At 52.5% G+C, this 15,059-nt stretch carries 14 protein-coding genes; 5 read left to right on the plus strand and 9 right to left on the minus strand.

Features of this window, described 5'->3' with window-relative positions; genetic code table 11:
• Window positions 1-60: 60 nt before the first annotated feature.
• From ACS0RQ_RS06040 to ACS0RQ_RS06075, 8 genes are all read right to left on the minus strand, one after another.
• A complete protein-coding gene (locus tag ACS0RQ_RS06040; protein WP_271849558.1) occupies window positions 61-477 on the minus strand; it encodes a desulfoferrodoxin family protein in 417 nt (138 codons plus the stop codon).
• Window positions 478-619: 142 nt separating this feature from the next.
• On the minus strand, window positions 620-2,290 hold the full coding sequence (fadK, locus tag ACS0RQ_RS06045) for a medium-chain fatty-acid--CoA ligase (protein WP_271849559.1): 1,671 nt from the start codon (window positions 2,288-2,290) through the stop codon (window positions 620-622).
• A gap of 29 nt (window positions 2,291-2,319) precedes the next feature.
• A complete protein-coding gene (locus tag ACS0RQ_RS06050) occupies window positions 2,320-3,651 on the minus strand; it encodes an MFS transporter (protein ID WP_039079550.1) in 1,332 nt (443 codons plus the stop codon).
• 62 nt (window positions 3,652-3,713) lie between these two features.
• Window positions 3,714-3,998, minus strand: coding sequence for a ferredoxin family protein (locus tag ACS0RQ_RS06055; protein ID WP_271849560.1), 285 nt, complete (start codon window positions 3,996-3,998; stop codon window positions 3,714-3,716).
• Window positions 3,995-5,287 carry an FAD-dependent oxidoreductase gene (locus ACS0RQ_RS06060; RefSeq protein WP_271849561.1) on the minus strand — a complete coding sequence of 431 codons (1,293 nt, stop codon included), beginning with the start codon at window positions 5,285-5,287 and terminating at the stop codon, window positions 3,995-3,997. Before ACS0RQ_RS06060 ends, ACS0RQ_RS06055 begins: the two co-directional genes overlap by 4 nt.
• Window positions 5,288-5,329: 42 nt before the next feature.
• Window positions 5,330-6,265 carry an FAD-binding protein gene (locus ACS0RQ_RS06065; protein ID WP_271849562.1) on the minus strand — a complete coding sequence of 312 codons (936 nt, stop codon included), beginning with the start codon at window positions 6,263-6,265 and terminating at the stop codon, window positions 5,330-5,332.
• Between the two features lie 18 nt (window positions 6,266-6,283).
• Window positions 6,284-7,048: an electron transfer flavoprotein gene (locus ACS0RQ_RS06070; RefSeq protein ID WP_039079554.1), complete on the minus strand. Its 765-nt coding sequence runs from the start codon at window positions 7,046-7,048 to the stop codon at window positions 6,284-6,286.
• Window positions 7,049-7,059: 11 nt separating this feature from the next.
• Complete coding sequence (locus ACS0RQ_RS06075; protein WP_039079555.1) at window positions 7,060-8,205, minus strand: acyl-CoA dehydrogenase; 1,146 nt, start codon at window positions 8,203-8,205, stop codon at window positions 7,060-7,062.
• 494 nt (window positions 8,206-8,699) lie between these two features.
• On the opposite strand from ACS0RQ_RS06075, the gene ACS0RQ_RS06080 reads away from it, so the two are divergent.
• The 4 genes from ACS0RQ_RS06080 (at window position 8,700) to ACS0RQ_RS06095 (ending at window position 13,612) form a co-directional block, all read left to right on the plus strand.
• Window positions 8,700-9,866 carry an acyl-CoA dehydrogenase family protein gene (locus tag ACS0RQ_RS06080; protein ID WP_039079556.1) on the plus strand — a complete coding sequence of 389 codons (1,167 nt, stop codon included), beginning with the start codon at window positions 8,700-8,702 and terminating at the stop codon, window positions 9,864-9,866.
• A 124-nt stretch (window positions 9,867-9,990) separates the two neighbouring features.
• Window positions 9,991-11,349, plus strand: coding sequence for an MFS transporter (locus ACS0RQ_RS06085; RefSeq protein ID WP_107224236.1), 1,359 nt, complete (start codon window positions 9,991-9,993; stop codon window positions 11,347-11,349).
• The gene (locus ACS0RQ_RS06090; RefSeq protein WP_079496141.1) at window positions 11,346-12,560 is read left to right on the plus strand and encodes a CaiB/BaiF CoA transferase family protein; all 1,215 of its coding nucleotides are present in this window, start codon (window positions 11,346-11,348) and stop codon (window positions 12,558-12,560) included. Before ACS0RQ_RS06085 ends, ACS0RQ_RS06090 begins: the two co-directional genes overlap by 4 nt.
• Before the next feature lie 140 nt (window positions 12,561-12,700).
• Window positions 12,701-13,612, plus strand: a complete 912-nt coding sequence (locus tag ACS0RQ_RS06095; protein ID WP_271849563.1) for a helix-turn-helix domain-containing protein — start codon at window positions 12,701-12,703, stop codon at window positions 13,610-13,612.
• Between the two features lie 48 nt (window positions 13,613-13,660).
• Here the strand turns inward: ACS0RQ_RS06095 and ung are convergent, their stop codons facing one another.
• Window positions 13,661-14,350: a uracil-DNA glycosylase gene (gene ung, locus ACS0RQ_RS06100; protein WP_071193442.1), complete on the minus strand. Its 690-nt coding sequence runs from the start codon at window positions 14,348-14,350 to the stop codon at window positions 13,661-13,663.
• A 315-nt stretch (window positions 14,351-14,665) separates the two neighbouring features.
• On the opposite strand from ung, the gene grcA reads away from it, so the two are divergent.
• On the plus strand, window positions 14,666-15,049 hold the full coding sequence (gene grcA / locus ACS0RQ_RS06105; protein WP_039079560.1) for an autonomous glycyl radical cofactor GrcA: 384 nt from the start codon (window positions 14,666-14,668) through the stop codon (window positions 15,047-15,049).
• Window positions 15,050-15,059: the final 10 nt, after the last annotated feature.

The raw sequence follows: 15,059 nt of genomic DNA on the forward strand, positions 1-15,059 counted from the left end.
CGGCATGCTGATTTCTTCTCTCCTCTGTCTGTTCGCTTTACCCCCAGAGCAGATGCATCATCAAAATGAATGCTTCCATAACCCATGCTGATTGCACCAACTGTATGCGGTGAACCCTCGTTTACAGTTAAATTTGCATCGGCTGCCTTTACAGACCGGACGATCGCAGTAGACGTACGCATCGTTTTCGGCCAGTGCGAAGGTGGCTTCTGGCAGATCGCCTGGCCTGAGGAATTTAAACTGGCTACCCTGAAAGGTATAAACGTAGATCCACAGCAGGCGGTGATCGTCTGTCATCGGATGTGGCGTTGTACCGATATTCACCGTCAGGGTATTTGATTCAAAGCCGCCGGAAATCGTCATCTGCGGCAGGTGGTCTTCTGCCAGCGCATCGTCTGTATTCTGCGGGGTTAATGCACTCAGCGTTTCGTCACAACAGCGTAGTTGTGTCTCGCCGCCGTTGTTATTAATGGTCACAAGAAATTGTCCGCACCGGGGACAGTGATAAAACGTAGGCTCCCCCTGGATAAAAGACGGCTTGGTGCTGTTTTTTATTCGTGTCGATGTTTTAGGCTGTGTTCTGCCGGAAAGGTTATTGTTAATAAGCACATTGGTATCCTTATTTGGATATGGCCTCGTCGAGTGCCGGGGATGCGTTTTCTCGGGAGGCAAGAGCCAGGCGCTGAACGATATCTTTGCGTAACATGAACTTTTTGACTTTCCCGGAGGCCGTTCGCGGTAAATTGTCGACCACCACCAGGTGCTCCGGATATTTATATTTAGCGATGCGTTTATGGGTAAAGAAACGGATGATGTCAGCCAGTACCAGAGGTTGTTCTTTATGGGTCAGTACCACATAGGCACATGAACGTTCTCCCAGCCGCTGGTCTGGCATCGCGACGACGGCGGCGTCTCGAATATCAGGATGTTGCAACAGAATATCTTCCACTTCCCGGCTACTGATATTTTCACCGCCGCGAACAATGATGTCTTTTTTTCGCCCGGTAATTTTAAGATACCCTGCCTTGTCGACCCGGCAATAATCCCCGCTGTAATACCAGCCTTCATCATCAAGTGCCTGTGCCGTTAATTCCGGTTCATCGAAATAGCCGACAAACACATTCGGGCCGCGAGAAGCTTCTTCACCTTCGGTATATTCCGGCAGAGTGTTTCCCTTTTTATCGACGACTCTGATCTCCACTCCGTTTACCGCCGCCCCATCCGTATTTACCTGGCGAATAAGCGAGTCTTCGGGACGGACGATGGCATGTGGCGCACTCTCCGTACTGCCATATACCCCCAGCAATGGAACTCCGGCTTTGTGGTAATCACGCACCAGTTTGCCCGGAATGGTGGTCCCGCCGCACAAAAAAAAGCGCAAAGAAGAGATATCGCACTGGCGGGCCTGCATCGCCTTAAGCAGATCGCACGCAAACGGTGTTGCCCCCATAATGCAGGTGCATTTTTCCCGTTCAATGATCTCAAGGCACTGCTCCGGGTTAAAAATATCCAGCAATACGCTGCGGGCACCCATCATAAACGGGGCGGTGACCCCATGCATAAAACCCGTGGCGTGGGCGAGTGGTGCTGGCATCAGCATAATATCCGTGCTGTTCAAATTAAGCGTTGCGCAGTAGGCCCGTTCGCTGGCGATGATATTATTGTGCGTCAGCATTACCCCTTTAGGGCGGCCCTCTGTACCGGAAGTGAACAGCAGTGCGGCCAGGTCATCGCTTTTTGTCGCAATGGCCTGAGCTAATGGTGGCGTGTTTGCCAGTATCTGGCTCAAAGACAACTCGTGCCGGGCGGGCTCGAGCTTATCGACCGCAATCACCTTCTCCAGCCAGGGAAGCAGCGGGCGCAGCGCGGGCAGCATTTGAATGGGACGAACATTTTTAAAGCGCGTTGCGGTAAAGAGAATACGAGCCTGACATTTGTTCATGATCCATGCCAGTTCAGACTCCCGAAATGCCGGGAGCAGCGGCACGACGACGGCGCCGCATTTGAGACAGGCAAGATAGATAACGGTAAACTCACACCAGCCGGGAAGTTGCAGGGCGACCCGATCACCCGGCTGGATACCGTTTTCCACAAGCCACATCGCCAGCGCGCCTGCTGCGTTATCGAGTTCACGGTAGGTATACGCTGTGCCGTGGTTGTCGCTGACGGCGATTTTATCCGCCGACGCCTTTGCCGACAGATGCCAGTAATCCGCCAGCGTCGCGTCACCCCAGTATCCTTGTTGTCGATAACGCATTTTCAGCGCCTCGTTGATTTTCATGGTTGTCATTCCGTCGTTGTCCCTGGACATAACCTGGCCTAATGAGTTTTGGCGATAGCTCTTCGTTGCTTTTTGCAATATAGCGCCAGCGCGCCTGCCACCAGAGGAAGCGGCAGAAACATAAAGACTTCACTGAATGTCCAGCCCGCCGCCAGCATGGCTGAACCCGCACCTGCGCTGGTTATGGCACCCAGACGGCCAACTCCCGTCGCCCAGCTCACGCCGGTGGCCCGAATGGACGTTGGATAAAAATGGGCGGCCAGCGCATAACAACCGGGGCTGATACCATTGACGGTAAACCCGAGCATCAGAACCAGAACACATAGCACCGGCAGTGACGGGATATGCATCCCCAGAATCAGTGCGCTGCAGGCGCCCCCCAGCAGGGTCAGAATGATGGCGCAATGCCTGCCCCAGCGGTCCATTTCAATGCCGATGCAGAAATTGCCCATCATGCCGCCAATCTGAAATACCGAACCCATGATGACGGCCTGTGACAGCGTCATCCCGGTGTCCCTGACCATCAGCGGCAGCCAGCTTGATAACAGATAGACACAGAACAAACCGGCAAACAGTGTTAGCCACAGCGCGAGGGTGCCAAAGGTGTATGGCGGATGCAGAAGCGATCTGGCAGTACTGGCATGTGCTTTTTGCGGCTCAGAGGTATAAAAATGGGTCTTTGCGTCGGCAATGCCGGGGACGAATTTATTCAGCAAGTGCGTCAGACGCTGTTTATTCGCGGGGTCTTGAACCAGATATTGCATCGATTCCGGCAGGTAACGTATCAGGATGAGCGCGAATATTAACGGTAATACCCCGCCGGTAATTAAGACGGAACGCCAGCCAAAGGTACCGAGTAATTGCTGGCTCAGCAGACCGCCCAATGCCGCACCGGTATTAAAACCGCAGTGGATTACGGTTGCCAGGCGCGAGCGATAACGCCAGGGGGCATACTCTGCCACCAGCGTGGTGATATTGGGCATCGCAGCCCCCAGCCCCAGGCCGGTAATAAAGCGAAAAAAGGTCAGGCTGGATAAATTCCACGACCACGCAGAAAGCAGGCTGCTTGCACCAAAAAATATGACAGAGCCAATGATGAGTTTTTTACGCCCGTAGCGGTCAGCCAGCGGCCCGGAAATAAGTGAACCGGCAGCCAGACCAAATAAGCCGCTCATCATCACCGGACCTAACATATGGCGGGATATCTGCCAGTCATCGATCAAGGCCGGAGCAATAAAACCTATTGCGGTAACATCAAAGCCATCAATACCTAATACAAAGAACCCTAAAAAAACTATCAGCCACTGGCGTCGGCTAATCGGGTGCTTATCCAGAACGGTACTGATATCAATTTTTTCCTGAGTTGACATAAATCCTCCCCGCACGGGAGAGTGACGTTCACCACAAAGGGTGACGCGAGCAAAAGAGGGGATCAGCCAAAACGAAATTCAACGCCGAAGTTCCCCTGCGGATATTCCCATTTCTCTAATATTGTCCCTTCGCACAACACACGACATGTGCCACATTCCAGACAGCCGGCATAATCAAAATGGATATTTCCTGCCTCATCCTCGCGATATAGCCCGGCAGGGCAGGCAGTGATCAATTTACGAAATTGCGCTTTGTCAGGGTCGGCCACAAGAATGATGTGTGGGTTAGTTTCATCCACTATGAATTTGTTGACGCCCAGTTTCACATCGACATTTACCGTGCTCATAATGCGCGCCCTCCAGCGATGCCGTCTTTTAATAAATTCATTAACCCGACGCGTTTTCCCTGTTTCAATATCGTCTTCCAGAAGGGCGTCGGTTTGGCGCCATCCACAGTGAAAAGTTCGGACATGATATTGGCCGCCATCTGTGGGTATTGCGTAAAGAGGCGCGGGTTTTCCATCAGGCCAGGCAACTTGCGATAGTGCCGCATATCCTGCAAGACGCAGCTTTTCTCCAGCGCCTGCGCGTATTTTTCAAGCCGGGCATAACTGAAATCATTACTCTCTTTTGCGGCAATGATGGTTTGCGCTGCGATATTCGCGGCCTCAATCGCCAGATCCATACCCCGCACGGTAAAGCCGAGGTTCAGACACATTCCGGCGGCATCACCCACGACCAGCACGCCATCGCCCGCCAGTTTTGGCAGCATCTCGATTCCACCTTCTGGTACCAGATGAGCGGAATACTCAAGCAGCGTTCCCCCTTCGATAAGGGGGCGCACCGCCGGGTGCTGTTTAAAATCCTCCAGCATCTGCGGAACCGATTTTTGCGCTTTTTCAATACCCCCCAGGCCGCACACCAGACCCAGTGAAATGGATTCACGGTTGGTATAGAGAAACCCTCCGCCCATTAAGCCATCCGACGGGGAACCGGCAAACAGCCAGGCCGCGCCTTCGTCACCCGTTACGCCAAAGCGGTCCTGAATGGTTTGGGCTGGCAGTGAAATGAGCTCTTTAACCCCGACGGCGTAATGATGAGGGTTCGATTTTTGTACCAGTCCAATTGAACGACCTAACAGCGAATTTACCCCGTCGGCCAGCACCACCACGTTTGCCTCAAGGACATCCTCCCCGGCCTGAACTCCGGTTACCCGCCCCTGCTGGCGGATTAACGCATCCACCCGCACGCCTGTGATGAACTGTGCGCCAACCGCTTCGGCTTGTTCCATCAACCAGCTATCAAATCCATGACGCAGAACTGTCCAGGACGCTTGTTCCGGGTTCGCATTGCGAGACGGCGCCTGATAATCCAGCGTGACGGCGCTGTCATTGGTCAGAAAAGAGATCTTCTCTTTGGTAATTTTTCGCTCAACGGGGGCGCTTTGCGCAAAAGCGGGGATGATCTTTTCCAGGCTGTGGGCATAGAGCCGCCCGCCCGTCATATTTTTACTGCCTGCGGTATCCCCCCGCTCAATGACCAGTACGTCCAGCCCGGCTTTCGCCATCACATACGCGGCGGTGCATCCCGCCACTCCGGCACCCACGATAATCGCGTCAAATTTTTCGTCCGACATACTTTTACTCCATTGCCGCCAGAAAGACTGGCGGCTTGCGTCTTATCGTTTTAATAATTCCGTTAACAGGGGGACGACCTTATAGATATCGCCCACCAGACCATAATCGGCGTACTGGAAAATCGGCGCGTTTTTATCTTTGTTAACGGCGATAATGGTTTTGGCGCCATTGCCACCGACCATATGCTGGATCTGCCCGGAAATGCCCAGGGCGAGATAGATATCGGATTTCAGCAGCACGCCGGAAACGCCAACGTAACGTTCGCGATCCATCCAGTGTTCGCCTTCGGCAATCGGACGCGAACAGCCCACTTCGGCATCCAGCGCAGAGGCCAGATCCCAGACCATTTGCAGATCTTCTTTCGCCAGTAGGCCACGGCCAATACCGATGACACGGCGCGCTTTGCCAAGGTCGACGTTGCTGGCCGTTTTTGACCGCCGTTCACGACAGAGCATTTCATTGGCGGGTGGGATGTAATCCACCTGAGTGAGTGGGGGAGTAGCGGCGTTTACTTCGGCCAACGGCTCATAAACACCGCTCGCCAGCGTGATGACGGCGACAGGGGTATTCACTTTTTCCCGCCCAAATGCCAGCCCGCCATACATGCGATGTTCGGCGTACAGGTCGTCGCCGTTGCGTTCCAGCAGGGTCACGTCATTCACCAGCGCGGATTGCAGCAGCACGCTGAGTTTTGCCGCCAGGCCTTTGCCACGGCGTGTCGCGGCCAGCAGAATCAGCGTTTTGCCGTCTTCTTTTCTGACAAGCGAGGCGAATGTTTCCGCATAGTTTTCGACGCGCTGCTTATCGGTTTTGCCACACAGCAAATAGACCGCGTCTGCCTGTTTAACCTCAGTAACGTCACGCTCATCCCATATCACTGCGTTAACGTGTTCACCCAGTTGTCGTGCGCCAGCGAGCAGATCTGCATAGCGATCGGCACTGTCGCTGAATACCCAAACATTATTGATTTTGCCCATGATGCTTCTCCGCTGCCCTTAGCTCAACGCGTTGGTCAGATAATCACGCAGGCGAGAGACCTCTTCCTGCCCGTCGCCTTCAATGATGATGTGTTTGCGTTCTGTCTGTTGCGGCGCGTAGACGCCAGCTAATTCAGTCCGCGCTGAATCCGGTGCCCAGTCAATGTCACCCGCGCTCCATTGGGTGACGCTTTTCTTCCCGGCGCCGAGGATGGCTTTCATCGAGGGGATGCGTGGCAGGTTGATATCCGATGAGACGCACAGTACCGCCGGGAGTGGCACATCCAGCACTTCTATTTCATTTTCCAGCGTGCGCTCAACGGTGACGAAGCCCTCTTTGAGTTCAATTTTGCTGACGCCGTTCACCGCCGGGAGCTGCAACATTGCACCGACCAGCAGCCCGGTTTGCTGGGCGTACATATCGCCGGAACCTTCGCCACAGATCAGCAGGTCGAAGGCGATTTTCTGGCTCGCGGCAGCAATAGCGCGTGCGGTGTCATAGGGCAGGGAACTGGCCAGACGATCATCGCGAACCAGGTAAAGCGCATTGGGACCACGTGAAAGGGCGTCTTTACGCAGTTTGGCGTTATCGAGCGCTTTTCCCCCTACGCTCAGGGCCACCACTTCATGGCTTTCCCCCGCGAGCTGAACGGCGGCCTCAATCGCGTTGAGATCAAAGGGGCTGATTTTTTCCCCGGCCTTGTCTGTCGCCAGGGTTCTGTCAGCCGTGATAACGATATCCTGTTCCTCAGGAACCAGTTTGTAGCAGGCAATAAATCTCATGGCATATCCTATTATTTTTCATACTGTTTCAGGATCTGGCGAGCGGAGATGTAAACCATAATCTCGTCTGTGCCGCCGCCAATGCGGTTTACGCGGGTGTCGCGCCAGAAGCGGGATACGCGGCTGTCATCGGTGTAGCCGAGACCGCCCAGAATTTGCATCGCATCGTCAATCACCTCGCAGGCCGACTGAGCGCAGTACAACTTGCACATCGGGGCGGACAGACGCATCGATAAATCGTTGTCGCACTCCCAGGCGGTGCGGTAGACCATGTTTTTCATGTTCTGAATTTTGATGGCCATTTGGGTCAACTTGAGCTGTATCATCTGGAACTGGCCAATGTTTTGGCCGAATTGAATGCGCTGATTGGCGTAGCGCGCAGCATCTTCGAAGGCGCATTCCGCCACCCCCAGCGAGTGGGCGGCAATGACCAGGCGTTCGATATCGAAGTTTTGCATCATATGGATAAAGCCATAACCTTCCTGGCCCACCATGTCGCTCTCTTCTAACTCAACGTTATCCAGAAAGACTTCGCAGTTGCTGACCATATGCCAGCCGACTTTATGCAGATTGTTGCGTTTGACGCCGGGGGAATTGGGATCCAGCCACCATAAGGTGAAACAGCGCTTAGGATCTTCCGGCTCGGGATTGCGTGCCAGCACCAGCATGTAGGGGTAATCTTTTGCACCGGTGATAAAGGTCTTTTGACCATTCAGATACACTTTGCCGTTCTTACGGGTGTAGGTGGTGGCGATGCGATTGTTGTCTGAACCGGCCTGGGGTTCGGTAAATGCCAGAGAGTAGGCGGGGATCCCCGTCAGGCCCACCTCGGCGGTTTTGGCCAGTTGCTCTGCGTTACCAAACCGCTGCATGTTATGGATGCATTGCCCCTCGGTCATGATGTAGGCCGGGGCGCCCATGCGGGCAATCTCTTCGAGCACCAGTACCTGGGTCATCATGTCGGCGGGCACGCCGCCCAGCTCTTCGGGAATGCCCAATAAACCAATGCCGCTTTCGGCTAAGGCATTGAAGAACTCGCGCGGGAAAGTCCGTGTCTCATCGCATCTTTTGAAATACTCTTCGGGAAAATTACGGGTAATCAACTCCCGAATACTTGCTAATAGTAATTCCTGTTCTTCGGTCAGGCTAAAGTCCATGACGCATCCTCTTGATAGGTTCTCCGGTGGGGATTTATAAAATAAAGCACTCCCCGGCATTATTTATCGCCGATCATTCTGTCCGCTTCGCCAGCTTTTATAATTACTGGTTCGAATGTTGTTTTATCTGGAATAATAATTACAGGTGTTGCGAGGATATATAGACATATCTCACTTGATCCTGGACAAAACGAACATTAAAGCCCGTTTTGTGATGCGTGTTGGTAATTTTTAAATTTTTTATCGCCTGATTATTTTATTTATATATTTGTTTTTATTGTTATTTTATATGCTATCGCTACATCATGTATGTTCGATTTGTCCAATAATTGGTTGGATATGTCAATATCAAGCCTTTGCGCCACTTTTTATAATCCCGGTGTCAATTCGTGAAGAAAGACGAAAAGGGGCCCAGGATTTATTGCAACTTACATTGGTATCGTCTGAATTCTTCAATGGTTATTTAATCATTTAATATGAAGTGGGGTTGGTATATGGCTATTTTATCTCAACAGCAACTGGAAGCACTGAAACAAAAAGTCAGAAAAGTCACGGAAACAGAGTTGGAGGAAATCCAACTGGTGGTTGAGCGAACTAATGTCTTCCCGGACTCCTATTACGACGTATGTCGCAAAAATGATTTATTTCGCCTGGCCATTCCTGAAGAGTTTGGCGGTCTGGGACTGAACTGCGAGCAATTCTTTTCCGTCATGGAGGAGTTCTGCCGCGGCCCTGGCGGTATGCGTATGAACCTGCACCATGCTAACGGCCTGAACTGGCGCATCATGTATGACCATGGCGCCCCCGACCTTCGCGCTAAATGGCTGCCGTTACTGGCCAATAAAGATGCTTACATCAACTTTGCACTGACCGAAGCAGAGTGTGGTTCCGGGGCGGATATCCGGACAACCGCAGTAAGAAAAGGGGATAAATACATTCTCAATGGTACCAAGACCCTGATCTCCCATACGGATATTTCTGACGGTAGCTACGTTATTGCAGTAACGGATGAAAGCAAACGCAAAAAAGGGGGATTAACCGCTTTCTTTATCGAAACCAACACGCCGGGTTATTACATCGATCCGATGCCACACATGATGGGCTGCCGTGGCGCGGGCCATGCGTATCTGCGTTTTGAAAACTGCGAAGTGCCTGCGCACAACATTATGGGCAAAGAGGGCGATGGTCTGGATATCTTCATGGATGCGTTGGCGCACTCCAGAGCGATGATTGCTGTTACCTGCCTGGGCATGTCGCAGCGCTTCCTGGAACTGGCGATTGCCCGTGCGAAGGATCGTGTGACGTTCGGTAAGCCACTGGTAGCGCGTCAGGCCATTCAGCAAACGCTGGCAGACATGGGCACTCAGGTTCATGCCCTGCGCGTAATGCTGCGTGATTGCGCGCAGAAATTCGACCGCGGCGAAGACATCGAGATGGTTTCGGCGATGTGCAAACTGCACGGTATTGATACGGTGCGAACTGTGTCGGATAGCTGCCTGGAGATCTTCGGTGGGATTGGTTACTTCGAAGATAACCCGTATGGCCCGGTGGAAAGAATGTATCGCGATGCACGCGCGCTGTGGTTTGAAGAAGGCCCGCGTACCGTTCAGCGCCTGACGATTGCACGTCCGCTGATTGCCGCCGCGGGTGAAATTCGCTAATCCGCCTGAGCCCATGCAACGAAGGGATATCACGGGATGTTATTCCGTTATATCCCGCCTGTGATCGCACACTGCGCGTGATTTCGTGGGTGCGATCATTCTTATTTTCTCGCGAGAGTGACCTATGAGTACATCACCTGGGAATAGACGTTGGGGCATTATTGTTCTGCTGATTATTGATTATTTCGTTATGTTTGTTGCCCGTAGCAGTATGTCGATGTGCGGGCCGGCACTGATGCATGAATATGGCTGGACCGCCATTCAGTTTGGCTGGGTCTCCACCGCATTTTTTATTGGTTACGCGATAACAATGTTGCCGGCAGGGCTGCTGGCTGACCGCTTTGGCGGTGGGATTGTGCTGGTAACCGGTACCTTGTGGTGGGTCGTTTTTACTTTCTTAACACCGCTAGGTTCCACGCTCGGCATCATGATGCTGCTGCGTATTCTGGTTGGCGTCGGGCAGGGGCTGCTGGTTCCGGCGAACTTTTCGCTGGCGGCCAGATGGGTACCTAAAAGTGAATCCGGCAAAGCGACCGGCTTACTACAGGTTGGTTGTCCTGCGGGGATCGCCTTTGCCATGGTGCTGGCGGCCTGGATTATTCAAACCTGGGGCTGGAAATCCGTTTTTTACATCGTCTCTGTGCCGGGGTTAGTGTGGTGCCTGCTGTGGTGGTGGCTGGGTAACAGTCGCCCGCAAATGGATAATCGCATCAACCGTCAGGAGCTTGCGTATATTCAGGCGGGGCAGGCTGTTGCTAACGCGGAACCATCCGCTCAGAAAGAGACGGCAGGGGGCGATCTGACGAAAGCCGATATCCTGTCAACACCCTCTATCTGGGCCTGCGCGTTGTGTTACTTCTGTACGAATTATCTGTTTTTTCTCTTTATGACCTGGTTGCCGACCTATTTCGCGATGGGACGCGGTATCGATCTTAAACAAAGCGCGATTTACTCCATGCTCCCGTATCTGGTGGCCATTCTGGCCTATCCGCTCGGCGGTCTGGTCACGGACGCCGCCTGTCGGCGCTTTGGGCAAAATATCGGGCGTAAGCTCTCTCCGGTTGCCGGACTGCTGCTGGCCGGGGTGTTTCTGATTCTGGGGACGCGAGCAAACAGCCTCTGGAGCGCGGCTACGCTCATCTCCGCCTCGAATTTTTTCCTCTGTTTCACCATGGCTGCGCATTTCTCCATTCCGATTATTTTCTCCCAGAAAAACACCGGCATGCTGGTGGGGTTGAACGGCGTATTTGGCACGCTGGCGGGTATTCTTTCGCCGGTTCTGGCGGGATGGGTTATTGATGTTTCCGGACAGTATGAGTACGCGCTCTATCTGGGGGCAAGCATCGCCATTCTGGGCGCATTCTTCATGCTTATCGCCCGGATTAAACCCATTGAAAAGAAAGGATTGCACGGGAATTTGCGCGGCGCGGGCGGACTGGCGGGGCGACAGGGTTTTTCCAAAATGAAGGAGCATGACTTATGAGGCCATTAGAAGGCATTAAAGTAGTGGATTTAACGTCATTCCTGGCAGCACCCACCGTGGCACGTATTCTGGGTGACTGGGGGGCGGATGTGATCAAAATCGAACCGCCGTCTGGCGATCCGGGACGTACTCAGGCTTCTGTGTTCAACATGCCTTACGAGGATGACGAAAACCCGGCATTTGATATCTCTAACGCTAATAAACGATTCCTGTGCCTGAACCTGAAAAAAGAGAGCGCGAAAGCTATTGCGTACCGCATCCTCTCGACGGCAGATGTCGTTGTGACCAGCTATCGCACAAAAGCGCTTGAACGGCTTGGGTTTTCCTGGGAAGAGTTGCACTTGCGCTTTCCACGCTTAATCTTCGCGCAGATCCTGGGGTATGGCGAAAAAGGGCCGGAAAAAGACACCGCCGGGTTTGATGCGACGGCTTACGTTTGTCGCGGCGGGATCCTTGGGTCAACCAATGAGCGCGGCGAAACCCCGATCAACTCGGTAAACGGCTTTGGTGATTTTCAGGCGTCCATGTGCCTGGTGTCGGGTATTTGCGCTGCGCTGTACGGGCGTACGCTTTCGGGAACGGGCGAGAAGGTGACGGTTAGCCTGCACCATACGGCGCTGTTTATGATGAGCATTGCTGTGACCTCAGCACAGTACGGCAACGTCTATCCGAAGTCGCGCTGTGAAGTCTCCAACCCGTTCAACAACACCTATAAAACCCTTGATGGGCGATGGATGGTGATTTGTATTCCGGAATACGATCGCTTCTTCAATAAGTTTATGGTGCTTCTTGGCCGTGAGGATCTGGTCGACAGTCCGGAATTTTGCCGTATTGCCGATGTGAACCAGTTTGGTCGTAATCGGGACATTATCAATATTATCAGTGAGCAGGTCGCCAAACGTCCACTTAGCGAGATGATGCGGCTCTTAAAAGAAAACGATTTTGCCCATGAGAAAGGATATACCCCGGATGAGATTCTGGAAGATGACCAGGCATGGGCGACCGACTGCCTGCGTCACGTTGAGTACCCCACGGGAAACAAACGGGTGCTGGTGACGCCGCCTGTTACGATCCACGGCATGGGAGAATCGCAGATCCAACCGTCCCGGCGACTGGGATATCACTCACAACAAATTCTGAATGAATATGGATACTCAGCTAAAGATATCGAGTCGTTACGTCAGGAGGGGGCAGTCATTTTACCCGCCTGACGATCTCGTTTTTTAAATCGTTTGCTGCGCTGGTCTTCGAGTGCTGAACGCAGATATTGCGGAATAAGTCCGCTGTTTTCACAGTTCCCGACAGACCAGCCAGGCCGTGCAGCAGCACTGAGAAGAGTAGAGGAGCATTGATGGCAACCACTATTCCTACTTATGCATTATACGGTGAGCAGTCTGGGCTTAGCTGGGAGAATTTTTTCAATGTCGAGATGATCTCCTTGCGATCAAAGGATCTGAACTGGCGGGCAAGCCCGCATGTACATGACTCGCTTATTCAGGTGCTATTCATCCAGCGAGGGCAGGTCGAAGTATTGATGAACTGCACGCGACAACTGGCCAAAGCCCCCTGTCTGATTCTGGTCCCTGCGCAGACTGTTCACGGTTTTCACTACACGCCAGATACCGAAGGACTCACTATTACGGCTTCGCAGCGGCCGCTTGAGTCGGTCATTGGCGTGCTGGCACCCGATATCCTCAAGCTGGTGCATAAACCGTGCATTATTTCGCTGGAGTATTTCCCCGACGAGAAGGATGCCATCTGGGCGTTTTATTACTCTATGCTGAATGAATTACGCGTGCCCATGATTAACCAGACAGCAATGTGCGCGTCGCTGTTTATCTCTATGTTTGTTCATCTATCGCGGATTACCGAGCCCGGTCTCGTCGATCAGCAGATGGATAACTCATCGCGCAAGGCATCGCAGATCAACAAATTCCTCGCCATCGTTGACCAGAAATTTCGCCAGCGGCTGACGGTGAATGATTACTCCTGTGAAATGGGAATGTCGCCCGGACATCTCTCGCGTCTGTGCCGTTTAACGCTGGGCATGTCGAGTCTGGATGTGATTAATATGCGGGTGATTCAGGAAGCGCAGCGCGAGCTGGTTTATACCTCAAAGACCATCAAACAACTGGCTGCCTTTCTGGGATTTAACGATGAGGCTTATTTTACCCGTTTCTTTCATAAACATACGGGCGTAAGTCCCAGTCAGTTTCGGGAACGGGCCGTGCGGGAAATTGCGACGGGAGAGGAGTACCTGTAAATGTGTTCGACACATCCCGCCATCGCTGCGGGATGTGATCTGCGATATTTATTCACTTTCCGCCGGTAACACAGGCATCCAGTCGATTGGTGTCTGGCCGTGTTTTTCCAGCCATTCATTTGCCAGAACAAAGTGCTTACACCCGAAGAAGCCCCTGTGTGCGGATAACGGTGACGGGTGGGGCGCTTTCAATACATGGTGGCGTTTACCATCGATAATTGCCCCTTTCTTCTGCGCATGCGATCCCCAAAGTAAAAACACCACGCCTTCACGGTGTTCATTGATGAGACTGATCACTTTATCGGTAAAGGTCTCCCAGCCAAGGCTGGCATGGGAGTGCGCCTGCCCGGCGCGTACCGTTAAGACAGTATTGAGAAGCAGCACGCCCTGATGCGCCCAGCTTTCCAGATAACCATGCGTCGGGCGAACGAACCCGGGTACCGACTGTTCGAGCTCTTTATACATATTCAGTAATGATGGCGGGATGGCGATACCGGGACGTACCGAAAATGCCAGCCCATGAGCCTGACCGGGGCCGTGATAGGGATCCTGACCGAGGATCACGACTTTGACATCGCCCAGTTCAGTAAAACGGAACGCATTGAAGACATCTTTTTGCGGCGGATAGATGGTGACACCGGACTGCCGTTCTGTCGCTACCGCGCTGAGGGTATTGATAAAGTAAGGCTGTTGTTTCTCTTCTGCCAGCACATCGTGCCATGTTAATGAGGTGGTCATCCCGCTCTCCTGCCAATTTCAGTGACTGTAGCTTAACTGCTTCTTCTGCTGGCGCAAAATCGACACGTAAAACAGAACGTTAGATGCTTAAAAAAAATTGAAAATTTACAAAAATTTTAAGGGGTGAAAAGTCGCTAACTTGATGTAAAACAATAAATTCCGCCTATTACCTTTTTCGTGGTGTGGTTTTTATTGATTTTAATCAAAGAATCAGGGGTGTGTGGAGGGTATATATACACTCAAGCAACAATGGTTTTACCAATTGGCCGCCACAAGGCCGATCAAATCAAAAATAATGCCTAAGGGAGGCACATCATGATTACGGGTATCCAAATTACTAAAGCGGCAAACGATGATCTGTTGAACTCTTTCTGGTTGCTCGACAGCGAAAAAGGCGAAGCGCGCTGTGTTTGTGCAAAAGCCGGTTATTCCGAAGACGAAGTCGTTGCCGTTAGCAAACTGGGTGACATTGAATACCGTGAAATTCCGATGGAAGTGAAACCGGAAGTCCGTGTAGAAGGCGGTCAGCATCTGAACGTAAACGTGCTGCGTCGCGAAACGCTTCTGGATGCTGTAGAACATCCGGAAAAATACCCACAGCTGACCATCCGTGTTTCTGGCTATGCCGTACGTTTCAATTCTCTGACGCCGGAACAGCAGCGCGACGTTATCGCTCGTACCTTTACTGAAAGCCTGTAATTCGCAGGCT

This window comes from Phytobacter diazotrophicus (assembly GCF_052061655.1).
In the GTDB taxonomy this organism is placed as follows: domain Bacteria; phylum Pseudomonadota; class Gammaproteobacteria; order Enterobacterales; family Enterobacteriaceae; genus Phytobacter; species Phytobacter diazotrophicus.